The sequence below is a fragment of the Candidatus Puniceispirillum marinum IMCC1322 genome (assembly GCF_000024465.1).
Taxonomy (GTDB): Bacteria; Pseudomonadota; Alphaproteobacteria; order Puniceispirillales; family Puniceispirillaceae; genus Puniceispirillum; species Puniceispirillum marinum.
Map to the genome: position 1 here is coordinate 1,093,069 of NC_014010.1, position 22,183 is coordinate 1,115,251.

Genomic DNA, 22,183 nt, shown 5'->3' on the forward strand with positions numbered 1-22,183 from the left:
ATAAATGATAATATCGCATGTGATGAACAGATTTCAAAATCAGATGCCAGCATATATCAAAGGGTCTTTCGCGTTGAAAATCACTATTCTGCCCCACAAGTGAGCATGGGCACAGCTTTTCATATCAAAATAACATATCGCAATTAGTCTATATATGTACCCTAAAAACAGCGCGTGATAATTGCCCTATTGGCAAAAACGTTATCACGGGTGTATAACGTATTTAGGTAAGTATCAATGACGCACTTTGCGCCATATGAAATATACCAAAACAATGAATTTCCGCCACTGGTGGATGACCAGCGCAGTTATGCCAGACCTTCTTCAAGCGTCCCGCGACTGAAACAGACCGGTCAATCACCAACGGCGTCATGCCTAATAACACAAACTTTGGACTGCATCATGCTAACACCAACAACATCAAAATACTTTAAAAGAGCCTCTTGCTCGGATGTTGTGCTGTTTGAAGCTGATGATAGCAGTCTGAATCAACATTACCTGCCTTCAACACTCAGATTTTCAAGCCCTAGCGGGATAACAGTGTCGAACGCCGGGGAAAGACAAACGAATGACCAAGCGCCTATTGATAGATGCACGACAATCCGAAGAAACGCGGGTTGTGCTTCTAAGTGGAACACGCATTGAAGATTTTGACTATGAGACCGAAAATCGCAAGCAACTAAAAGGCAATGTATATCTGGCACGTGTAACGCGTGTTGAACCGTCCTTGCAGGCGGCCTTTGTCGAATATGGCGGCAACCGCCAAGGTTTTCTTGCCTTTAGCGAAATCCATCCGGACTATTACCGCATCCCCATCGAAGATCGTGAAGCCTTGCTGGCGGCCGATAAAGCCGAAGCACAAGATGAGGATAACGAGAAAGACGCCGAAGACGGTCTGGAAACTGTTGGTGGCGGCGATGGTGACGAAGATGATATCCGTCCAGCACGTAAAGTCCGCAAATATAAAATTCAGGAAGTCATTTCCCGCAAGCAAATCATGCTTGTTCAGGTTGTAAAGGAAGAACGTGGCAACAAAGGCGCAGCGCTGACCACCTATCTGTCTCTTGCAGGACGGTATTGTGTGCTGATGCCAAATAACAGCCGCGGTGGCGGTGTTAGCCGCAAAATCACTAATGTTGCTGATCGCAAACGGCTAAAGACTGTTGTTGGTGGGCTGGATATTCCCGATGGTATGGCGGTGATTGTCCGTACCGCCGGCTCCAAGCGCACCAAAACCGAAATTGCCCGTGATTACGCCTATCTCTCCAAATTATGGAATGATATTCGCGAGCGTACGCTTGAGTCCCAAGCCCCCTGCATCATTCATGAAGAAGGCAATCTGATCAAACGATCAATCCGTGATATCTATACCAGCGAAGTCGAAGAAATTCTGGTTGAAGGTGAAGAGGCCTATAAAGCCGCACGCAATCACATCAAAATGCTGATTCCAAGCCATGTGAAAAAGGTCAAGAAGCACGAAGATGCGATCCCACTATTTCAGCATTATCGCGTCGAAAGCCAGATGGACACGATCCATAGCCCGCAGGTAACGCTGAAATCAGGTGGTTATCTTGTGATCAATCAGACCGAAGCATTGGTGGCTGTCGATGTCAATTCGGGGCGGTCAACACGCGAACGTAATATCGAAGAAACCGCCCTCAAAACCAATCTTGAAGCGGCTGATGAGTTGGCCCGCCAGTTACGCTTGCGTGATCTGTCAGGACTTATTGTCGTCGATTTCATCGATATGGAAGAAAATCGCAATCAAAATGCGGTTGAACGCCGTATGAAGGACGCCATGCGCAATGACCGGGCGCGGATCCAGATAGGCTCTATAAGCCATTTCGGACTGCTCGAAATGTCACGCCAGCGTCTGCGTCTCAGTATTAATGAATCAACCAGTGATCTATGCCCGCATTGTGAAGGCACTGGACGGGTTCGTTCGGTTGATACAGCCGCCTTGCAAACATTACGCTCGATTGAGGATGAAGCGCAGAAAGGCAAAATGGACGAAATGCACATTACCGTGCATCGGGACATTGCCCTGTTTATCCTCAATCATAAGCGCGATGCGCTGGCCGAATTGGAAAGCCGTTACGGCATTACCATTATGCTGTTGTCAGATGACACATTGATCTCGCCAGAATATCGGATCGAACGCGTCGGATGGCAAGGCAAAGCCCCGCAACAGCAAAACCGTCGGTCGCCAAAACCAGCCAATAATAATAACAATAATAATAGTAATAGTAATCGCGCCGATAACAAAGACGCCAAAAATGATAATGCTAGCGATACAGCGGACGCGTCAGATTCAGATGATGACGCACAGACGGCTAGTGAGGCTGGTGACAATGACGCCACGTCAGATGAAGATCAACCAAAACGGCGGCGGCGTGGACGTCGTGGTGGCAGGCGGCGGCGGCGGCGCAACGGCAATGAAAATGGCACGAATGCCGAAAATGAAGGCCAGACCGCAACATCGGACGCTGGAAGCGATAATGTAGCATCTGCCGAAGCCGCTACTGATGCCGTTAGCACTGCCGACGAAGCGCCTGCCAAGAAAAGCCGCGGACGGGGACGTAAAGCCACATCGGTGGCTACCGAAGCAGCATCAGCTGAAACGGCAGAAGCCCAAAGCAACGATAACGCTGATACAACTGCCAGCGATACTGAAGGTGAGACTAAGCCAAAGCGTCAGGCACGTAAAAAAGCTGCGCCAAAGGCAAAGGCTGATATTGATGTAACAGCCGCAGATGATGCACCTGCCAAAGCCGCGCCAAAGAAAGCTGCAACCAAGAAAACCGCGCCGAAGAAAGCAACAAAAGCATCGAAGAAAGCCAGTGCGGCTGATGCCGATGCTGTTAGCGAGACCAAAGTTGTGGCAAAGAAAAAGCCCCGCACAGCGGCCGCCAAGAAAGGCACGACAAAGGCCGCCAGCAAGGCCGCCGCGTCAGCTGACGCAGCCACAGCTATCAGCAATGGTTCCGATCATGAGGCTACCGCCGCAGATGCACGGGCACCGATCAGCTCAGCACCGCAGGATGTGGTCGATGTTGATGGAGACAAGCCAGCTGGCAAAACCCGCCGCGGCTGGTGGTCACGCGGCTAGTATCGGATAAGATTTTAAACGCCGCTGGCTCATGCTGGCGGCGTTTTTGGTATATTGGATAGCCCTATGCGGTTTTGGCCAGACGCGGAAGCCAGTCATTGATCCGCTGGCAGGCATTACGGATATCATCAGTGCTACCGGCATAGGATAAGCGCAGGAATTTCTGCCCCTCATCGGGATCAAAATCGACCCCCGCCGTACAAGCAACGCCTGTGTCTTCAAGCAGACGATTGGCAAAGACAATCGAGTCAGACGTGAGGGCGCTGATATCAGCATAGAGATAGAATGCCCCATCAGAGGGTGCCGCATTCCCCAGAAATTCCGGGGGCAATTGACGCAGAAGAATATCGCGATTTTCCTGATAACGTTCAATATGCCCGTTCAGCTCGTCATAGCAATCAAACGCCGCTTGCGCGCCATGCTGATTCAGCGTTGTAGCCGAAATATAGAGATTCTGGGCTAGCCGTTCGGCGGTTTCGCGTAAATCGTCAGGCAGAATCATCCAGCCCAGCCGCCAGCCTGTCATGCAGAAATATTTGGAAAATGAATTAATGATGATGGCGTTCTTATTATGCACGAATGCCGAGGTGCTTGGCCCTTTAAAAGACAGCCCATGATAAATTTCGTCCATAATCAGACGTACCTGATGCTTATCGCACCAGGCGCAGACCGCTTTGATCTCGGCATCGCTCATCACCACACCTGTTGGGTTGGCTGGGCTGGCCAAAAGTAGCCCATCAGGCAGATCACCTGTTTCGGCAAGCGCATCAAGATCAGCAATCCAGTTCTGTTCTGCCCGCGCTGGCAGTAAAACAGGCTCCAATCCCAGTGAAATCATGATATTGCGATAGGCAGGATAGCCCGGTGTGGTGATGGCAATCTTGTCACCGCGATCAAACGCCGACAGGAACGCAATCACAAACCCCATCGATGATCCGGGTGTTATCGCAATATTTTCCCAGTCTGGACGTGCGCCATACCAATCTTGATAATGCGCCGCGATACGCTGACGCAGGATCTTCTGACCAAAGGCAACCGAATAACCATGCGAAGATAGTGTGGATAGTGACCTTGTCAGAGCGTCACAAACCGCGACCGGCGCAGGCGTCGAGGGCTGTCCCACCTCCAGATGAAGCACATCATGACCGGCGGCTTCCATGGTTTGGGTACGTTGCATCATGGACATGGCCAGAAAAGGGGGCAGCTGATTGCTGGTTGTTGATTTCAGTGTCATTGATTTTCTTTGAATATCTCTGCTTTAAGCAATTAAAATTAATTTTACATAAGATTTAAGACATAAAATTGTGTTTGTGGTGTCATATCTAGCCCTAAATGATTTTTTATGCAAACTTTAAGCCAGTTTCAGAAGGGATTATTTTTGCCACATATTTAGATGATGATGCTTTTAAACATTGATCGACTTAATACTGTATCATTATTTTGCAAAATCGCATTACCGCAGGACATAACAGGCACTATTTCATGCAGCGCGTAGAGACATTGATAACGAACAGATCCACCGCGACAGACCCCATTACGCGGCGTTTGCTTATGGTTCGGTCAATCACGATCATCACCGCGATGCTGTTGTGTCTGATCACCAGCATCACATCGGCTAACGCCTATCTTATTCGGGACACCGAGCTGGAAGCGGGACTCGAAGACATCATAAGCCCACTTGCCATAGCCGCTGGATTTAAAGCTGATGAGATCAAGGTGCGTGTTGTCATTGCCCCCGAATTTAATGCGTTTGTTGCGGGGGGACGAACGGTTTACATAAATTCTGGGCTTATTTTGAAAGCCAAAAGCCCGGACGAGGTTATTGGCGTTCTAGCACATGAGCTTGGCCATATCGTCGCGGGGCATGTGCCGCGCCGTGGAGAGGCGATGGCCGACGCCAAGGCGGCTTCGGCTCTGGCCGCTTTGGCGGCAATCGCGCTGGCGGCTGGCACCGGATCAAATGATGCCGCCGTTGGTGTGATGATTGGCGGTCAGGATCGGGCACAACGCAATTTGCTGGCCTCGGTGCGCCGTGATGAGTCGGTTGCTGATGAGTTAGGCTTGCAGATTCTGGATGATGCCGGATACTCGGCTTTGGGATTGCGTGACATGATGCAGCGCATGGCCAGCCAGCGCGCTTTGCCTGAAAGCCGTCAATCCTCTTATTACACGACGCATCCGGGCGCCGAAACACGGCTCACCACATATCAGGATCACGTCAATCAATCAGCGGTCAGTGATAATATCCTGCCAGGGCGAATAAACCGGCTGATGGCTCGCCTTGCCGCAAAAATGCGCGCCTGGACTGAAAACCCGCAAGATGTGTTGCGCTATGAAGAACCCGATCCGGTCAATACCCGCTATGGCCATGCGATCGCATCCTATCGGCGCGGTGATCTGGGTACAGCCCTGAATGACATTGACGCGCTGATCGCAGGCGCGCCAGACGATGCCTTTTTTTACGAATTTCGCGGCGATATATTATTGTCAATGGGGCGTGCCAGCGATGCCGCCAGCGCCTATGAAACAGCCGTAGCCGCGCGCCCCGACAGCCCGCAAATCCTTTTGAATCTGGGGCGTGCCCTGATTGCAACCAACCAGAAACCCCGACTTGAGCGCGCTATTGAAGCCATCGAAAAAGCTGCCAGCCATGAACCGGAATGGGCTTTTGTGCGGCGACAGCTTGCGATTGCCTATGGCCGGTCGGGGCGAATTTCCTATGCTGATATGAGCCTAGCTGAAGAAGCCTTGCTGACTGGCGACACCAACCGCGCCGTACATTTGTCAAAACGGGTTCTGGCCCGCAAGGATCTCGACAATATCATCCGAAACCGTGCCAATGACATTTTGTTTCGCTATGGCACCAAAGACCCATGATAACGGTTCACTTATATCACACCTTGTTGTAAGCAGATGCGTCTCAGCATTGCTATGGCACAATTTTCGCAGGAGCCTTGAATGTCCAAAATCTATCACTTTGTCATACTGACTGTCTTGTCCATGGCCGCTATGGCTTTGACTCAAGGATTAACATCGCCAGCGCATGCGGATGTTAAAGATAGCGACAAGGCCGCCTTTGAAGCCATCGTCAAGGACTATATCTTGGCGAATCCAGAAGTCCTGCGCGATGCGCTGATGAATCTGGCTAAGCGCGAAGATCTGGCGCGCCAAGCTATGGCCATGCAGATATTGTTTGATGATGCAGGTGACCCAAGCATGGGTAATCCGGATGGTGGTTTAGTGATCTATGAATTTTCGGACTATAATTGCGGCTATTGCAAACGTGTTTTCGAACCGATCCAGCAAGTGTTGCGCGACGATGGTGATATCCGTCTCGTGGTCAAGGAATTTCCGATCCTCAGCCAGTCCTCTCTGGTCGCGGCTCAGGCCGGCATTGCCGCCGAAAAACAAGGTAAATTTACCGATTTTCATATCAATATGATGACCTATCGCGGCAAAGTCACCACCCAGAGCATCATGGATGCCGCCAACGAGGCCGGTATCGATACTGAGCAGCTGAAAACCGATATGGAAAGCGATGCCGTCGCGACGATCATCGCGCGCACAAGGCAAGCCGCCGAAGCCTTGAAACTGACCGGAACGCCAGCCTTGGTTATTGGTGAGACTGTGGTGCGGGGCGCGGTAGATATTGATGAATTCCGGCGTTTAATCGCAGCCGAACGCGCCAAACAGGGCTAAACGCCCTGTAATTTCAATAGACTTCACGCAAATTTGAAAAAATTTCAAATAAATTTGATGTAAAATGCAAATCCGTGCAGGCAAAACCAAAAGCAGGTAACATAACATTCTGTCCCTTGGTTAGAACGGATTTAGTTCTAGGGCTTTCCCTACTGGCTCATTTAAGTGTATTGTGACGCTCATGACAAAATCGAAACACATTCTGGTCTTGAACGGCCCCAACATAAATATGCTTGGCACACGTGAACCCGATATTTACGGGCATGTGACGATGGCTGATATTGTGGCGGGCTGTGCTGAACGATGCGCCAAAGCTGGCATGAGCATGGATAGCTTCCATTCAAATTGCGAAGGCGAACTCATCACCACCATTCAGCAAGCATCCGGAACCTATGACTGGATCGTGATCAATGCCGCCGGCCTGACACATACGTCGGTTGCCTTGCGTGACGCGCTGGCTTTATTTACTGGTGACGTGATCGAAGTACATATATCGAACATCCATGCCCGCGAGTCTTTCCGGCATGTTTCTCTTATTTCCGCCATTGCAAAAGGCGTTGTTGCCGGATTTGGCGCACAATCCTATTACATGGCTATTAATTTTATCGCTGATACGCTTACGGAGAGCTAAAATGGCATCTGCACCAAAATCAACGTCATCCAAATCCGAAACCAAACTGGTCAAGGAACTGGCTGACATTCTTGATGCGTCAGGACTGGCGGAAATCGAATATGAAACCGAAGCTGTGTCGATCCGTTTGTCACGTGTAACAGGGGCGATGCCCGTCGCCGCCGTGGCGCCTGCCGCACCTGCACCCGTAGCGCCTGCCGCACCTGCACCCGTGACGCCTGCCGCCAACGCGCCCGCCAATCCAGCCAGCCATCCCGGCGCGGTCACATCGCCAATGGTTGGCACCGTCTATACATCACCCGAACCTGATGCCCCTGCCTTTATTTCCGAAGGCGACACTGTCAAGGCTGGTCAGACATTATTCATCGTCGAGGCAATGAAAGTGATGAATCCCATCACCGCGCCAAAAGCAGGCAAAATCTCGACTATCCTTGTGCAGAACGCCCAGCCAGTAGAATTTGGTGAAGCTCTAGTAATTATAGAATAAGTATCATGTTCAAAAAAATTCTTATTACCAATCGTGGTGACGTTGCTTTACGGGTACTCCGTGCCTGTAAGGAAATGAATATACCCAGTGTTATTGTCCATTCAACCGCTGATGCTGATTCCATGCCTGTCCGTTTGGCAGATGAGTCAGTCTGTATCGGCCCGCCAAGCAGTGCCGAATCCTATCTGAACATTCCGGCAATTCTGTCAGCGGCCGCCATTACCGGTGCTGATGCTGTGCATCCCGGTGTTGGCTTTCTGTCGGAAAATGCCGATTTCGCCGAGATTGTTGCGGCGCATGGGCTGACCTTTATCGGGCCTGAACCACATCATATCCGCGCGATGGGTGACAAGGTTGAAGCCAAGATCACCGCCGAAGCCGCTGGCTTGCCTTTGGTGCCAGGCTCCCCTGGTGCGGTCCATACAATAGATGACGCGCGCAAAGTTGCCGCCGATGTTGGCTATCCGCTTTTGGTCAAAGCTGCATCTGGTGGCGGTGGCCGCGGCATGAAGGTTGCCGAAACTGCCGATAATCTTGCCGAAGCTTTCAGCGCTGCCCGCGCCGAAGCCAAGGCTGCCTTTGGCGATGATACGGTTTATCTGGAACGCTATCTTGGCCTGCCCCGTCATATCGAGGTTCAGGTCATTGCCGACGCGCATGGCAATGTTGTGCATCTCGGCGAGCGCGAATGTTCGATCCAGCGCCGCCATCAAAAACTTTTCGAAGAAGCCCCCTCACCAGCTTTGACCGCCGATGAACGCCATAAAATCGGTACAGTTGCCGCCGAAGCCACACGCAAGCTTGGCTATCTTGGCGTCGGCACAATGGAATTTCTTTATGAGAATGGCGAATTCTTCTTTATCGAGATGAACACACGCCTGCAGGTCGAACATCCGATTACCGAAGCCATTACCGGCATTGATCTTGTGCGCGAACAAATCCGTATCGCGGCAGGCAAGCCCTTATCCTTTAGCCAGAAAGATGTCACATTCACTGGCCATGCGATCGAATGTCGGATCAATGCCGAACATCCCGAAACATTTATGCCGACTCCCGGCAAGGTCACGGCCTTTCATGCGGCGGGGGGGCCAGGCGTGCGGGTCGATTCCTGTCTCTATTCGGGCTATTCGGTACCGCCCTATTATGACAGCTTAATTGCCAAGCTGATCGTCTATGGTGATGACCGCGATCATTGCCTAGCGCGTTTGAAGCGCGCTTTGCAGGAATTTGTTGTCGAGCCAATTCCGACCACTTTGCCGCTTCATCTGCGTCTGGTTGACGCCGATGGCATTAAAGACGGAAGCTATAATATCCGCTGGCTGGAAGAAGTTTTTCTAGCAGACTAACCAATGGGATATAGGGCTTTATTCGGGGAATAGCCGGATGTCACAGACCTATGCTTTTGCACCGGAAACACTAATCAAGGCTTATGCACTTGGAGTGTTTCCTATGGCTGACGCGCATGACAGCGATGATATCCGCTTTTATGATCCCGAAGTGCGCGCCTTGATCCCGCTGGATGACGCTGTTGGTACGGGCATTCACATTCCCCGCCGCCTGCGCCGCACTGTGCGCAATACCCCCTTTAACGTCACCATCGATCATGATTTTCCTGCCATTATCAAAGGCTGCGCCGAACTGGCAGATGATCGGACTGACACCTGGATCAATAAGGATATTCAGGCGCTTTACATCGCTTTACACAAGATGGGTTTTGCGCATTCGATCGAGGTCTGGGATGGCGACAGGCTTGTTGGCGGCCTCTATGGTGTGGCTTTGCGCGCGGCATTCTTTGGCGAGTCCATGTTTTCACGCGCCACCGACGCCTCGAAAATAGCCCTTGTGCATCTGATGGCCCGATTAAAGGCTGGCGGCTTTCAGTTACTTGATGCGCAATTCACCAATCCGCATCTGGTGCAATTTGGCATCACTGAAATATCGCGTGACACCTTTCAGGATAAGCTGGCACAGGCGATGGCATCATCGGCTGACCTGCGGCTTGGCACCGCATCAGATGAATTGACTATCGGGTTTCTGGATACGCTGTCAAAGCCGGTGGACAGCTAGCCTATTGCGCACGACATGACAGCAAGGTGATGTCATATACCGGATGCTCCATAGCTGACACCGCAGGACTCGAAGAGAACATCCAGCCCGTAAAGACAGACTTTGGTGCTAGTGACAGATCATGACCACGATCAAGTATCGTTAAAAAAGCGACATTTTCAGGCGGTTCTTCAGGGGGACGAAACGCACAACGATTGACGGTCAATTGCAATGTGCCAAACCGCAAAGGCGTATCAATAGCTGTCGTCAATGTGGTGATCCGGGCGGTGATTTTATCTAGCCCTTGCAGAACAACTATTTTGCCATCTATCCATTCAGCCGCAACAGGCATGGCGTAACTGACATACAGCACCATAGCCGCAAATATGATTTTGGGGTTTGTCATGTTAAGCGTACGCCACACGGGGTTAGTTCGTGCCACCATCTGCCCCTGCAAAAACGGCTTTGCCCAAAAGATCGGTAAGGCTCACCGGATCGCGTGTGTCATAGATGATGGCGCCTGGTGCCAGCATGTCTATGTCGGCACCTGGCATAAGCTCCAGATAATTTCCACCCAGCAATGACGCCGCGGTAATCCGTGCCGAACTGTCAGCCGGAATCAAGATGTCGGGATTGATCGCCATGGCAATGCGCGCGCTATAGGTATCCGGATCAAGCGTCTGGGACGTAATACGGCCAATCTTGATGCCAGATATACGCACATCATCACCCACTGACAAGCCGCCAGTGGCACCGAATTCAGCCTGTATTTCATACCCGTTAGTGCCTTGAATATCAGCCGCCTCATAGGCAAGCGTGACAAAGCCAGCAGCGGCAAGAAGCACCACAGCACCCATAATCATTTCAAGTGTATTACGCTGCATTTACCATCTCCCTGCTTTGCTAGGGTTATCCATCCGCACCAGCACAGCACACGCGCTATGTAAATTGCAAGACAGCATTATCAGACCGGTGTCCATGGCTCATAATCACCAGTCGCTGCCTGACGTTTGCCGCTTTTGAGCACATGACCTTCTGGACGATGCGCAAATTTTGTACCAGTCAGATTTGGCATATGATCAATCTGCCAGTCATGACGCTTATAGCCACCGTTCGGGGGCGGGGTATCTTCGGTATGATGTAACCAGCCATGCCAGTCAGCCGGCACCTTTGATGCTTCTGGCATACCGCTATAACGCACATAACGCCGCGGCGGCTTGCCTGGGCGCGCCTTACGCTCTTCGAAATAGCGATTACCATGCTCGTCACCACCGATTTCGCGGGCGGTAAGCTTTAGCATCAACAAAGTTACAATATCCATAAGCACGGTTCCTCTAACTGCGGGCTGAATATAGTCTAGAAGTTACTTCGGCGTCCATAGGCGTGCCGACACAGGCAGATAATTTTTTAATTTCCAGATATTTTTTCACGTGATCGTCAGTTTTTTGCCAAAACATGCTCCGACAAGATCAAAAGTAAAAAAATTCTTCTAAAAAAATCACATCACGCCAGCCAGTGATACTTAATATAGCAAAACATAAAACTCTTTGTCTCTCATATAGTTGTGACGAATCGTTGAATCAAATGCTCAAAACCTATGTGGATATTATGAAAAAAAAATGGCCTCAAACGCATATTTTTAACATTTATCTATTTACCATTTAGGTCAACATAATGTAGTTTAATCATTCGCTGGCCGCTATATGTAGTGATAAGCGCTAAATTATTGCTTAGATTTCTTAACATATAGAAATCACAAGAAAAATTGCCATAGCGCACTAACTCAGACCCCATTAGAGGACGAATACATGCATTTTGAAAGACGATTCACCCAGGACGGAACCAATCCTTACGACAAACTAGCTTTCAGGTTCGCCACCAGTGAAATTCGTAATCCAGACGGCACAATTGTGTTTCGGGCTGAGAACGTAGAAATTCCAGAGCAATTTTCACAAGTTGCCACCGATATCCTTGCGCAGAAATATTTCCGCAAGGCCGGCGTGCCTGCGGCTTTGAAGCGCGTTGAAGAAAGCGCTGTACCATCATGGCTTTGGCGTTCGATTCCTGATGAAGCGGCTTTGGCGAAACTGCCTGAAGATGAGCGCTTTACCGGCGAAACATCCGCCAAGCAGGTTTATGACCGGCTTGCGGGCACCTGGACCTATTGGGGCTGGAAAGGTGACTATTTTTCTACCGAAGAGGATGCCAAGGTTTATTTTGATGAAATGCGCTTCATGCTGGCCAACCAGATGGCCGCGCCAAATTCGCCGCAATGGTTCAACACGGGCATGCATTGGGCTTATGGTATCGATGGCCCAAGCCAGGGACATTATTATGTCGATTTCAAAACCGGCAAGCTAACCCGTTCGGCAAGCGCTTATGAGCATCCGCAGCCGCATGCCTGTTTCATCCAGTCTGTCAGCGACGATCTGGTCAATGAAGGCGGCATCATGGATCTGTGGGTACGTGAAGCCCGCCTGTTCAAATATGGTTCGGGCACCGGATCAAACTTCAGCCGCTTGCGCGGTTCGGGTGAAAACCTATCCGGCGGTGGTAAATCATCTGGCTTGATGAGCTTTTTGCGCATTGGTGACCGGGCTGCCGGTGCCATCAAGTCTGGCGGCACAACCCGCCGCGCCGCAAAAATGGTGACTGTCGATATCGACCATCCTGATATCGAAGAATATGTCGATTGGAAAGTTGTCGAAGAACAAAAGGTTGCCGCGCTTGTTGCGGGATCGAAACTGGCGCAAAAGCATATGGGCGAAGTCATGGCTGCCTGTCAGATCACTGACGGGTTGGATGACGATGAGCGCTTTGATCCCAAGGTCAATAAGGTGCTGCGCAAAGCTATTATTTCTGCGCGTAAATCCATGATCCCTGAAAATTATGTTCAGCGCGTGATTCAATTTGCCCAGCAAGGCTATAACGAAATTGAATTCAAAACCTATGATACCGACTGGGACTCAGACGCCTATCTGACCGTTGCTGGCCAGAATTCAAACAATTCGGTGCGCGTCAGCAATGACTATCTTCAGGCGGTGCTTGACGGCGGCGACTGGAATTTGATCAAACGCCGCGATGATGGCGTTGCCAAAACCATCAAAGCCAAGGATCTTTGGGAAAAGATTGCGCATGCCGCATGGGCCTGTGCTGATCCGGGTCTGCAATATGACACCACCATCAATGAGTGGCATACCTGCCCTGAAGGGGGGCGGATCAACGCGTCTAATCCATGTTCGGAATATATGTTCCTTGATGATACTGCCTGTAATCTGGCGTCATTGAACCTAATGCAGTTCCGCAAACAAGACGGCACATTCGATATCGAGATGTTTGAACATGGCTGTCGTTTCTGGACGCTAACGCTGGAAATTTCGGTTTTGATGGCGCAGTTCCCCTCAAAGGAAATTGCCCAGCTATCATATGAGTATCGCACATTGGGTCTGGGTTTTGCCAATATCGGTGGCTTGCTGATGGCACAAGGCCATTCATATGACAGTGATGAAGGCCGTGCGATCTGTGGTGCTATTTCGGCGATCATGACCGGCACATCCTATGCCACATCAGCTGAAATCGCTGGTGAAGTAGGTCCCTTCCCGCAATATAAGAAAAACGCCAAACATATGTTGCGGGTGATGAAGAACCATCGTCTGGCCGCGCACAGCAAGGCGTCAGGCTATAAAGGTCTGTCAATCCTGCCCGTACCACTTGACGCAAAATCATGTCCAGATCAGGATCTGGTCAATGCGGCAAAGGCAGCATGGGACAAGGCTGTCGATCTTGGCACCAAGAATGGTTACCGCAACGCCCAGTCAACCGTCATCGCGCCAACAGGCACCATCGGTCTGGTTATGGATTGTGACACCACCGGAATCGAGCCAGACTTTGCCATCGTAAAGTTCAAAAAGCTGGCCGGCGGTGGTTACTTCAAGATCATCAACCGGGTTGTTCCCGAAGCCTTGGATAAGCTTGGCTATGGTAAGGATCAGGTCAAAGACATTATCAATTATGCCGTTGGTGCGGGATCATTGAAAAACTGTCAGTCGATTTCGGTCAATGCGCTTAAAGACAAAGGCTTTGGTGATGCCGAACTGGCAAAAGTCGAAGCCGCTATGGAAAGCGCCTTTGATGTGAAATTCGTCTTCAACCGCTTCACCCTTGGTGACGAATTCTGCAAGGACAAGCTGGGCTTTTCGGATGAACAGCTGAATGATTTCGAATTCAACATGCTCGAAGCGCTTGGCTTTGACAAAGACGCGGTCGAAGCGGCCAACATACATGTTTGTGGATCAATGACACTCGAAGGTGCACCGCATCTAAAAGACGAACATCTACCTATCTTTGACTGTGCCAATGTATGTGGACGTATCGGCAAACGCTTCCTGTCGGTTGATAGCCACATCACCATGATGGCTGCATCCCAGCCCTTCATTTCGGGCGCGATTTCCAAGACTATCAATATGCCGAATGCGGCAACAGTTGAAGAATGCGGGGCGGCCTATATGCTGTCATGGCGTCTTGGCCTGAAAGCCAATGCGCTATACCGTGACGGATCAAAGCTGAGCCAGCCTTTGTCATCTGGCCTTGTTGAAGATATCGAAGACGATGATGAGGCTATGGCCGCGCTGGAAACACCGGTGGCTGCTGCCGCGCCGCAGGTGATTGAGAAAATCGTCGAGCGTATCGTCCGTGCCGAACGTGACCGTCTGCCTGACCGCCGTAAAGGCTATACGCAGAAAGCCAGCGTTGGTGGACATAAGGTCTATCTACGGACAGGTGAATATGAAGATGGCCGCATTGGCGAGGTCTTTATCGATATGCATAAAGAAGGTGCTGCCTTCCGTTCATTGATGAATAACTTTGCTATCGCTGTATCGATTGGTCTGCAATATGGCGTTCCACTCGAAGAGTTTGTCGAAGCCTTTACCTTCACCCGTTTCGAGCCACAAGGCATCGTGACTGGCAATGATGCGATCAAGATGTCAACCTCGATTCTTGATTATACATTCCGCGAACTGGCAATTTCATATCTTGACCGCCACGATCTTGGACATGTCAATCGCGACGATCTTGACGTCACCACAACTGGCAGCGGTGAAAATCAGTCTGAGCTTATGAACAAGGTCACCAGCCGTGGCTTTATCCGTAAGCAAGGTCTTGTTGTGTACTCGAATGAAGGTACCGCCGCCCTTGCCGAGCCTGTCGCCAACACGGCATCAGAAACAGCCAGTATAGCGACCATGCGCACAGCCGAAGCGCCAGTTGCCAGGGCTGACGCAGGGACTGTGGCAAGTGCAGATACAGCACCGAACATTGCCATTGAACGTGTGCAACAGGCACGGATTCAAGGCTATGAAGGTGAAGCCTGTCCTGAATGTCAGAACTTTACCCTTGTTCGCAATGGAACCTGTCTAAAATGTAATACCTGTGGTGGCACTACAGGATGTAGCTAGGCTCTCCCTGCAGAGTAACCTGCAGAACTGGCCTCATACCTCCGGGTATGAGGCTTTTTTCTGATCTAAAACGGGCGGAAAGTGACACCGGAATCGCTTGTCCTCACCAGAGGTTTATGCGACCTTCCATATATTCTTATAGCCACAGCAAAATTAAGGGAACTTGAAATCATGACAAGCAAGGTCGAAACACGTTTGAACGAAATGGGCATAACAATTCCCGATGCACCAGCACCGGCAGCAAATTATGTCCCCTATGTTGTCAGCGGCAATCTGGTTTTCGTATCGGGTCAGGTACCTTTTGTTGATGGTAAACTGACCGCCACCGGCACCGTTGGTAAAGACGCCACCCCCGAAGATGCCACTGAACAGGCGCGTATCTGTGCGATTAATTTGATCGCCCAGGTCAAAGTTGCCTGTGATGGGGATCTCGATCGGGTCACACGCGTTGTCAAACTTGGTGCCTTTGTCGCCTCGGCTGATGATTTCAATGGCCAGCCTGGCATCGTCAATGGTGCTTCCGATCTGATGGTCGAAGCTTTTGGCGACGCTGGTCGTCATGCACGTTTTGCGGTTGGAACAAATGCCCTGCCGCTGAACTGTCTTGTCGAAATTGATGGTGTTTTCGAAATCAAATAGCCGTTAATTATGGCCACGCATACAGGCCATCATCCGGTATTACCAGCCGGGCTATGGCCAATCTTAAAATCATCCAACAATATGCGCCGACCCCCTTGTAGGGTCGGCTTTTTATTGCCACTTTCTTATATATGGACGGTCTCGATTTTACCCTGGAACAATCCCGCGACATAAGCGCAATCAGCGCTGATGAATGGAATCGGCTGGCGGGCGATGGCAACCCCTTTGTCCGGCATGAATTTCTGCAAGCCATGGAAACTGGCGGCGGCGTCGGCAATGATAGTGGCTGGGATCCCCTGCATCTTCTTCTGCGTGATAGTGAGGGCAGTTTGCTGGGCGTGGTGCCGCATTACATAAAGCATCATTCCTATGGTGAGTATATTTTTGATCATAGCTGGGCAGATGGCTTTATGCGCGCAGGTGGACAATATTATCCAAAATTGCTGGGGGCGGTGCCTTTTACACCTGCCACTGGGCCGCGTTTGCTAGCCTACGACAATCGTGACGATATCAAGGTTGCACTTGCCTATGGCATCACCCAAATGGTTGATAAATACGGCCTGTCTTCGGCGCATCTGAATTTTCTGCCCGAAGATGATCTGCCCGCTTTAGAGGCGGCAGGATGGCTAATCCGTTCGGGTTTGCAATTTCACTGGCATAATAATGGCTATAAGGATTTTGACGATTTTCTCTCTGGCCTGTCGTCACGCAAGCGCAAAAACATCAAAAAAGAACGCCAGTCGATTCGCGATGCCGGTGTCCACATGATCGCCCTGACAGGTGAAGACATCACCCCGGCACATATCGACATTTTTTTCCGTTTCTATATGTCAACAATCGATCGCAAATGGGGCGGTGCCTATCTAACGCATGACGTATTCAGACATTTACAACAGATGATGGCTGACAAAATTTTGCTGGTCATGGCTGAATATCAGGGTCGGATTATTGCCGGTGCGATCAATTTTATCGGTGATGATTGTCTGTATGGACGTAATTGGGGTGCCGATCTGGATATTCCGAATCTGCATTTCGAAGCCTGCTATTATCAGGCTATCGATTTTGCCATCGCCCACGGCCTTGCCCGCGTCGAAGCTGGCGCACAAGGCTTTCATAAAGTTCAACGCGGTTATTTGCCTGCCAAAACCTATTCGGCGCACTGGATCGCGCATGACGGATTCAAGGATGCCATTGCCCGGTTTCTAGTAGCCGAAAGCCGGGGCATCGAAGCCGAAAAGAACCATATTGATTTTGTCAGCCCATTTAAGAAAGATAACTAGCAAAAAAGACAGCTAGCCATCCTGTGGTGCGGGTAAGGCCGTGCGCTTGCTGCTAGGCAAGGCACGTTGCGGTGGGGCTTTCACCTCGACCACAAGCTCACCATCCTTAACATCGACAAAGGCAAGGCCGCCACCAGCAAGCTCGCCAAATAGCAACGCATCGGCAAGTGGCTTTTTGATGCTTTCCTGCACAACGCGGGCCAGCGGGCGGGCACCGTAATTACGGTCATAACCGCGCACGGCCAACCAGTCACGCGCCGCCTCACTCAACTCAATCTCGACATTACGATCTGCCAGCTGGGCATCAAGCTGCATCATGAATTTATCAACAACAAGCCGGATCACATCACTTTCCAATGGCGCAAACGGTATCATCGCATCAAGACGGTTACGGAATTCAGGCGTAAACATTTTCTCGATCGCTTCGATATCGGCACCATCATTCATGTCTCGGCCAAAACCGATCGCCTTTTTCGATAGCTCTTGGGCGCCTGCATTCGTTGTCATAATCAGAATGACATTGCGGAAATCAACTGATTTACCGTTATTATCCGTCAACTTGCCATGATCCATCACTTGCAACAGAATATTGAACAGATCTGGATGCGCTTTTTCAATTTCATCCAGCAGCAGTACCGCATGCGGTGTTTGATCGACAGCATCGGTCAACAGCCCGCCCTGATCAAAGCCAACATAACCCGGAGGCGCCCCGATCAGACGCGATACGGTATGCCGTTCCATATATTCGGACATATCAAACCGGATCAACTTAATGCCAAGCGCTTCGGCTAATTGCCGCGCAACTTCGGTCTTGCCAACGCCAGTAGGGCCCGAAAACAGATAATTACCAACTGGCTTTTCAACTTCACGTAAACCAGCACGCGATAGTTTGATGGCCGAAGACAGCGCCGATATCGCCGCATCCTGTCCAAAGACCAGACGTTTTAGATCATCTTCAAGCGTTGCCAGAACCGCCTTATCATCACGGCTCACATGCTTTGACGGGATACGCGCCATCGTTGCAATTGTCGCTTCGATTTCCTTTTGCCCCACCGTGGCCTTGCGACGTGATGGTGGCAGCAGATTTTGGGCGGCGGCAGCCTCGTCAATAACGTCAATCGCTTTGTCAGGCAATTTGCGGTCATTAATATAGCGTGCTGCCAGATCAACCGCTGTCTTTAGGGCGGCACCGGTATAACGGATCTTGTGATGCGCTTCATAGCGGCTTTTCAGACCATTCAGAATTTTGATGGTATCGGCCACAGTTGGCTCGGCAACATCAATTTTCTGGAAGCGGCGCACCAGTGCCCGGTCTTTTTCGAAATGACCGCGATATTCCTTATAGGTTGTTGAGCCAATACAGCGCAGATTGCCTTCCTGCAATGCCGGCTTTAACAGGTTAGAGGCGTCCATAGCCCCACCCGATGTGGCGCCAGCACCAATCACTGTATGGATTTCATCAATGAACAGAATGGCATTTTCATCATCTTCAACCGCTTTCATAACGGCTTTGAGACGTTCTTCAAAATCACCACGATAGCGCGTACCTGCCAGCAACTGCCCCATATCAAGCGCATAGATGACAGCATTTGTCAGTACTTCCGGCACCTCACCATTATAAATCCGCAAGGCCAGTCCTTCGGCAATCGCGGTCTTACCAACGCCCGGATCACCAACATAAAGCGGGTTATTCTTGGTACGGCGACATAGCACCTGAATCGTGCGATCAACTTCGCGGTCCCGCCCGATTAGTGGGTCGATGCGGCCATTTGCGGCCTTGGCAATCAGGTTGACTGCATATTGGCTAAGCGGATCACTGCCAGCATCGTCAATAGGCTCGCCTTCAGTCTGATCTTCGGTGCCACGCGCGATATTGCCATCCTTGCCGTGGCTTAGGAATGATACGGCGTCAAGCCGGGTCATATTGAGCGACTTTAGAAACCAGACAGCATGGCTTTCACGCTCGGAAAAGATCGAGACCAGTACATTGGCACCTGTGGCAACTTCACGGCCTGATGACTGGGTATGGATAATGGCACGTTGAATCACACGCTGGAAAGACGCTGTTGGCTGGACATCAAGCCCATCTTTGGTGCTCACAATCGATTCAAGCTCGACTTCGATATATTCCTGTAACTTGCGCGCTAGCTCCTGAATATCAACATTACAGGCATTCAAGACCTCAAGCGCATCACTATCTTCGGTCAGGGCAAGTAACAGATGTTCAAGCGTTGCAAATTCATGCGCACGTGTTGTCGCATTCGACATGGCACGGCGTAGGGACTCTTCCAGTTCACGAGACAGCATTTACCCTATTCCTTTTCCAATTGAAGTTGCAACGGATGCTCTTTTTGACGTGCATATTCCATAGTCTTGCTAGCTTTTGTTTCGGCAATTTCAAAACTGTAAATGCCACAGATACCAACACCACGTTGATGGACATTCAGCATGATCTGTGTTGCTTCATCAGCCGTCCGGCCAAAGAAATGTTGCAAAACATGCACAACAAATTCCATCGGCGTATAGTCGTCATTCATCATCACGACCTTATACATTGAGGGCTTTTTTGTCTGAGTTCGGCTTTCCAGAATAATCTGGCCCGAACCTCCATCCTGTTTTTTGTCTTTATCTGTCATAATCTGCTCGCTGGCATGAACGAATGCCGCACCTATATCTTAACGTATTTAACATTATACCTAAATTACCCGATATCGCTACATAACGCTTATCACAATTATGATATCGGCATTAAATGCTGTTGGAAAAGGGGTTGAAATAAAAAAAATCATCTCTAGGCGCTTTAAAAAAAGCATCTATTAAGAAAAAGGTAAAAAATTGGGTAAGATTCTTGATTGAAAGCTTAATTCCGGTATGATTCCTGCACAAGTGGATTGGGTTAACGCGCCGGTTGCGGTGCTTGTCAGGAACGCATTTTATGGCTGTTAAAAATATCTGCTTAACTGCTGTTGCCGATGTCAAAAGACTGCGGGCTTTTTTCATATTTATGATGCTGTCTTGTGGTGCCCTGATCTGGCCACAACAAGCGATGGCTTCCAAATATGCCTCAATCGTGATCAATGCTGAGAGTGGCCGGGTCATGTATGCACGTAATGCCGATGCCATGCGCTATCCGGCATCTTTGACCAAAATCATGACGCTGTATCTATTGTTCGAAGAAATAAAATCTGGCCGCATGGATATGAATTCGCGGATTGGCGTGTCCAAACTTGCTGCCAGCCGTTCACCATCAAAGCTATATCTCAAACCTGGGCAGTCAATCAGCGCCGAACAGGCTATCTATGCGCTGGTGACCAAGTCAGCCAACGATGTAGCAACCGCCGTTGCCGAGGCCATTTCAGGTACCGAACGAAACTTTGCCAAGCGCATGACACGTAAAGCGCGCGCGCTGGGCATGCGTAAAACCGTATTTAAAAACGCTTCGGGCTTGCCACATAGCCAGCAAAAGACAACCGCACGTGATATGGCGCGGCTGGCTGTTGCCATGCGGCGTGATTTCCCACGCCTATACCGTTATTTCAGCACGCAGAACTTTAACTGGAAAGGCCGTAAATTTGGCAACCATAACAAGTTGTTGGCGCATTATTCAGGCACCGATGGCATCAAGACAGGCTATATCAATGCTTCCGGTTTCAATCTTGTGGCCTCGGTCAAGCGGCATGGTGTACGGCTGATTGGTGTGATCTTTGGCGGCAAAACATCACGGTCACGCGATGCGCATATGATGAAAATTCTGGACGCACAATTCAAGCGGGCAAAGCCTGCAGAGATCAGCGCGCAAGTGGCCGCCGTCGATATGCCACAAAAATTGCCCAAATCGCCCCCCAAGCGTAGCAATCTTGTGAAAGTCAGGCGGCTTGCCAAGCTACCTTTGCCGAAAGAGGAATTTCTGGACACGCCACAAACTTTCAGCCTATCCAGTTCTGGGGCAAGAAGATCACCCGAGGAAATGCCTGATGCGGCCATTGACGAGGTCTGGAGCGTTCAGATTGGCAGTTTTGCCCGCCGCGTCAATGCCCATCGGGCGGCTGCCAAAGCGCGGCGTATGGTCGATAATGTGCTTGGCATGACACCAGCACGCCTGACATTGGTGACAAGTGGCAATATGCCATTGTGGCGCGTTCGCTTTCATGATCTTGACGAAACCCAGGCCCGATCTGCCTGTGCCGCCCTATTCGCCGAAGGAAGCCCCTGTATTGCCGTGCGCGAGAAAATTCGCAATACAAGTTAGTCTGGCACCATCAGCATAAATTTCCAGACTTTCAAAACGAACGTCATCACGGTTTGAAAAAATCATCCAGATGTGGCACATCCGGATCAGGTTTGCACCATAAGGGATGGCTGATGGCGAATATCTGGCCGCGTACACGCAGCATATCATTATCATCAAGTACGCCCGGGGCAATGGATATACGCCCCTCGCCATTCATAGAATAGAACATACATGACCCGCAGACATTACAAAAGCCGCGTTTGGCCCAACTGGAGCTGTCATACCAGCGCAAAGCATCCGATGATGAGGTGATTTTGAAACAATGATCAGGCACCGAGGTCGCTGCCCAGCTAGTCCCCGAAATCCGGCGACAATCATCACAATGGCAAATCAAAAGTGGCGTCAAAGGCCCGATCAGGCGAAAACGCACCGCCCCGCAATGACAGCCACCATCAAAATATTTATTTTCGGTTCCGGTAATCGTCTCGTACATGCGCCTCTGCCTCTGCCTTTTCCATCTGACATCAATAATGCCTGATAATGGTTAAGAAAAAGTGTGCAGGAAGATAGTTTTGACGAAATTTCAAAAATGTTTCACGTGAAAC

General features: G+C 50.4%; 18 protein-coding genes. 11 read left to right on the plus strand and 7 right to left on the minus strand.

The features are described 5' to 3' along the window. Positions 1-568: 568 nt before the first annotated feature. Entirely contained in the window at positions 569-3,109 is a 2,541-nt protein-coding gene (locus SAR116_RS05285) for an Rne/Rng family ribonuclease (RefSeq protein ID WP_013045906.1), read from the plus strand. A 64-nt stretch (positions 3,110-3,173) separates the two neighbouring features. Here the strand turns inward: SAR116_RS05285 and SAR116_RS05290 are convergent, their stop codons facing one another. Beyond that, positions 3,174-4,343, minus strand: a complete 1,170-nt coding sequence (locus SAR116_RS05290; RefSeq protein ID WP_041860785.1) for a pyridoxal phosphate-dependent aminotransferase — start codon at positions 4,341-4,343, stop codon at positions 3,174-3,176. A 248-nt stretch (positions 4,344-4,591) separates the two neighbouring features. Between SAR116_RS05290 and SAR116_RS05295 the strand changes: the two genes are divergently transcribed. From SAR116_RS05295 to aat, 6 genes are all read left to right on the plus strand, one after another. Next, a complete protein-coding gene (locus SAR116_RS05295) occupies positions 4,592-5,986 on the plus strand; it encodes a M48 family metalloprotease (protein ID WP_013045908.1) in 1,395 nt (464 codons plus the stop codon). An 81-nt stretch (positions 5,987-6,067) separates the two neighbouring features. After that, the gene (locus tag SAR116_RS05300; RefSeq protein WP_013045909.1) at positions 6,068-6,808 is read left to right on the plus strand and encodes a DsbA family protein; all 741 of its coding nucleotides are present in this window, start codon (positions 6,068-6,070) and stop codon (positions 6,806-6,808) included. Between the two features lie 181 nt (positions 6,809-6,989). Beyond that, a complete protein-coding gene (gene aroQ / locus SAR116_RS05305) occupies positions 6,990-7,439 on the plus strand; it encodes a type II 3-dehydroquinate dehydratase (RefSeq protein WP_013045910.1) in 450 nt (149 codons plus the stop codon). A gap of 1 nt (position 7,440) precedes the next feature. Beyond that, on the plus strand, positions 7,441-7,926 hold the full coding sequence (gene accB, locus SAR116_RS05310) for an acetyl-CoA carboxylase biotin carboxyl carrier protein (protein ID WP_013045911.1): 486 nt from the start codon (positions 7,441-7,443) through the stop codon (positions 7,924-7,926). Positions 7,927-7,931: 5 nt separating this feature from the next. Then, positions 7,932-9,272: an acetyl-CoA carboxylase biotin carboxylase subunit gene (gene accC / locus SAR116_RS05315; protein WP_013045912.1), complete on the plus strand. Its 1,341-nt coding sequence runs from the start codon at positions 7,932-7,934 to the stop codon at positions 9,270-9,272. Between the two features lie 37 nt (positions 9,273-9,309). Next, positions 9,310-9,993 carry a leucyl/phenylalanyl-tRNA--protein transferase gene (gene aat / locus SAR116_RS05320; protein WP_013045913.1) on the plus strand — a complete coding sequence of 228 codons (684 nt, stop codon included), beginning with the start codon at positions 9,310-9,312 and terminating at the stop codon, positions 9,991-9,993. 1 nt (position 9,994) lies between these two features. Here aat and SAR116_RS05325 read toward each other — a convergent pair whose 3' ends face one another. The 3 genes from SAR116_RS05325 to SAR116_RS05335 all read right to left on the minus strand — a co-directional run bounded on the left by SAR116_RS05325 (position 9,995) and on the right by SAR116_RS05335 (position 11,293). Continuing rightward, a complete protein-coding gene (locus SAR116_RS05325; protein ID WP_041860786.1) occupies positions 9,995-10,378 on the minus strand; it encodes a DUF2155 domain-containing protein in 384 nt (127 codons plus the stop codon). Between the two features lie 22 nt (positions 10,379-10,400). Continuing rightward, entirely contained in the window at positions 10,401-10,856 is a 456-nt protein-coding gene (gene mlaD / locus SAR116_RS05330) for an outer membrane lipid asymmetry maintenance protein MlaD (RefSeq protein WP_013045915.1), read from the minus strand. Between the two features lie 80 nt (positions 10,857-10,936). After that, positions 10,937-11,293 carry an NADH:ubiquinone oxidoreductase subunit NDUFA12 gene (locus tag SAR116_RS05335; RefSeq protein ID WP_013045916.1) on the minus strand — a complete coding sequence of 119 codons (357 nt, stop codon included), beginning with the start codon at positions 11,291-11,293 and terminating at the stop codon, positions 10,937-10,939. Between the two features lie 487 nt (positions 11,294-11,780). Between SAR116_RS05335 and SAR116_RS05340 the strand changes: the two genes are divergently transcribed. The 3 genes from SAR116_RS05340 to SAR116_RS05350 all read left to right on the plus strand — a co-directional run bounded on the left by SAR116_RS05340 (position 11,781) and on the right by SAR116_RS05350 (position 17,347). After that, positions 11,781-15,428, plus strand: a complete 3,648-nt coding sequence (locus SAR116_RS05340) for a vitamin B12-dependent ribonucleotide reductase (RefSeq protein ID WP_013045917.1) — start codon at positions 11,781-11,783, stop codon at positions 15,426-15,428. A gap of 171 nt (positions 15,429-15,599) precedes the next feature. Continuing rightward, positions 15,600-16,067 carry a RidA family protein gene (locus tag SAR116_RS05345; RefSeq protein ID WP_013045918.1) on the plus strand — a complete coding sequence of 156 codons (468 nt, stop codon included), beginning with the start codon at positions 15,600-15,602 and terminating at the stop codon, positions 16,065-16,067. A 131-nt stretch (positions 16,068-16,198) separates the two neighbouring features. Beyond that, positions 16,199-17,347, plus strand: a complete 1,149-nt coding sequence (locus tag SAR116_RS05350) for a GNAT family N-acetyltransferase (RefSeq protein ID WP_013045919.1) — start codon at positions 16,199-16,201, stop codon at positions 17,345-17,347. Between the two features lie 12 nt (positions 17,348-17,359). On the opposite strand, the gene clpA is transcribed toward SAR116_RS05350, so the two are convergent. Both clpA and clpS read right to left on the minus strand, forming a co-directional pair. After that, on the minus strand, positions 17,360-19,654 hold the full coding sequence (gene clpA / locus SAR116_RS05355) for an ATP-dependent Clp protease ATP-binding subunit ClpA (RefSeq protein WP_013045920.1): 2,295 nt from the start codon (positions 19,652-19,654) through the stop codon (positions 17,360-17,362). 5 nt (positions 19,655-19,659) lie between these two features. Next, positions 19,660-19,983: an ATP-dependent Clp protease adapter ClpS gene (gene clpS / locus SAR116_RS05360; RefSeq protein WP_041860787.1), complete on the minus strand. Its 324-nt coding sequence runs from the start codon at positions 19,981-19,983 to the stop codon at positions 19,660-19,662. A gap of 299 nt (positions 19,984-20,282) precedes the next feature. Between clpS and SAR116_RS05365 the strand changes: the two genes are divergently transcribed. Further along, positions 20,283-21,596, plus strand: coding sequence for a D-alanyl-D-alanine carboxypeptidase family protein (locus SAR116_RS05365; RefSeq protein WP_013045922.1), 1,314 nt, complete (start codon positions 20,283-20,285; stop codon positions 21,594-21,596). 46 nt (positions 21,597-21,642) lie between these two features. On the opposite strand, the gene SAR116_RS05370 is transcribed toward SAR116_RS05365, so the two are convergent. Then, positions 21,643-22,071 (minus strand): GFA family protein, encoded by a 429-nt coding sequence (locus tag SAR116_RS05370; RefSeq protein WP_013045923.1) that lies wholly within the window; start codon positions 22,069-22,071, stop codon positions 21,643-21,645. Positions 22,072-22,183 lie beyond the last annotated feature (112 nt).

Coding starts and splice junctions, on each gene's coding strand:
- SAR116_RS05285 (WP_013045906.1), top strand. CDS start 569: ATGACCAAGCGCCTATTGATAGATGCACGACAATCCGAAGAAACGCGG.
- SAR116_RS05290 (WP_041860785.1), bottom strand. CDS start 4,343: ATGACACTGAAATCAACAACCAGCAATCAGCTGCCCCCTTTTCTGGCC.
- SAR116_RS05295 (WP_013045908.1), top strand. CDS start 4,592: ATGCAGCGCGTAGAGACATTGATAACGAACAGATCCACCGCGACAGAC.
- SAR116_RS05300 (WP_013045909.1), top strand. CDS start 6,068: ATGTCCAAAATCTATCACTTTGTCATACTGACTGTCTTGTCCATGGCC.
- aroQ (WP_013045910.1), top strand. CDS start 6,990: ATGACAAAATCGAAACACATTCTGGTCTTGAACGGCCCCAACATAAAT.
- accB (WP_013045911.1), top strand. CDS start 7,441: ATGGCATCTGCACCAAAATCAACGTCATCCAAATCCGAAACCAAACTG.
- accC (WP_013045912.1), top strand. CDS start 7,932: ATGTTCAAAAAAATTCTTATTACCAATCGTGGTGACGTTGCTTTACGG.
- aat (WP_013045913.1), top strand. CDS start 9,310: ATGTCACAGACCTATGCTTTTGCACCGGAAACACTAATCAAGGCTTAT.
- SAR116_RS05325 (WP_041860786.1), bottom strand. CDS start 10,378: ATGACAAACCCCAAAATCATATTTGCGGCTATGGTGCTGTATGTCAGT.
- mlaD (WP_013045915.1), bottom strand. CDS start 10,856: ATGCAGCGTAATACACTTGAAATGATTATGGGTGCTGTGGTGCTTCTT.
- SAR116_RS05335 (WP_013045916.1), bottom strand. CDS start 11,293: ATGGATATTGTAACTTTGTTGATGCTAAAGCTTACCGCCCGCGAAATC.
- SAR116_RS05340 (WP_013045917.1), top strand. CDS start 11,781: ATGCATTTTGAAAGACGATTCACCCAGGACGGAACCAATCCTTACGAC.
- SAR116_RS05345 (WP_013045918.1), top strand. CDS start 15,600: ATGACAAGCAAGGTCGAAACACGTTTGAACGAAATGGGCATAACAATT.
- SAR116_RS05350 (WP_013045919.1), top strand. CDS start 16,199: ATGGACGGTCTCGATTTTACCCTGGAACAATCCCGCGACATAAGCGCA.
- clpA (WP_013045920.1), bottom strand. CDS start 19,654: ATGCTGTCTCGTGAACTGGAAGAGTCCCTACGCCGTGCCATGTCGAAT.
- clpS (WP_041860787.1), bottom strand. CDS start 19,983: ATGACAGATAAAGACAAAAAACAGGATGGAGGTTCGGGCCAGATTATT.
- SAR116_RS05365 (WP_013045922.1), top strand. CDS start 20,283: ATGGCTGTTAAAAATATCTGCTTAACTGCTGTTGCCGATGTCAAAAGA.
- SAR116_RS05370 (WP_013045923.1), bottom strand. CDS start 22,071: ATGTACGAGACGATTACCGGAACCGAAAATAAATATTTTGATGGTGGC.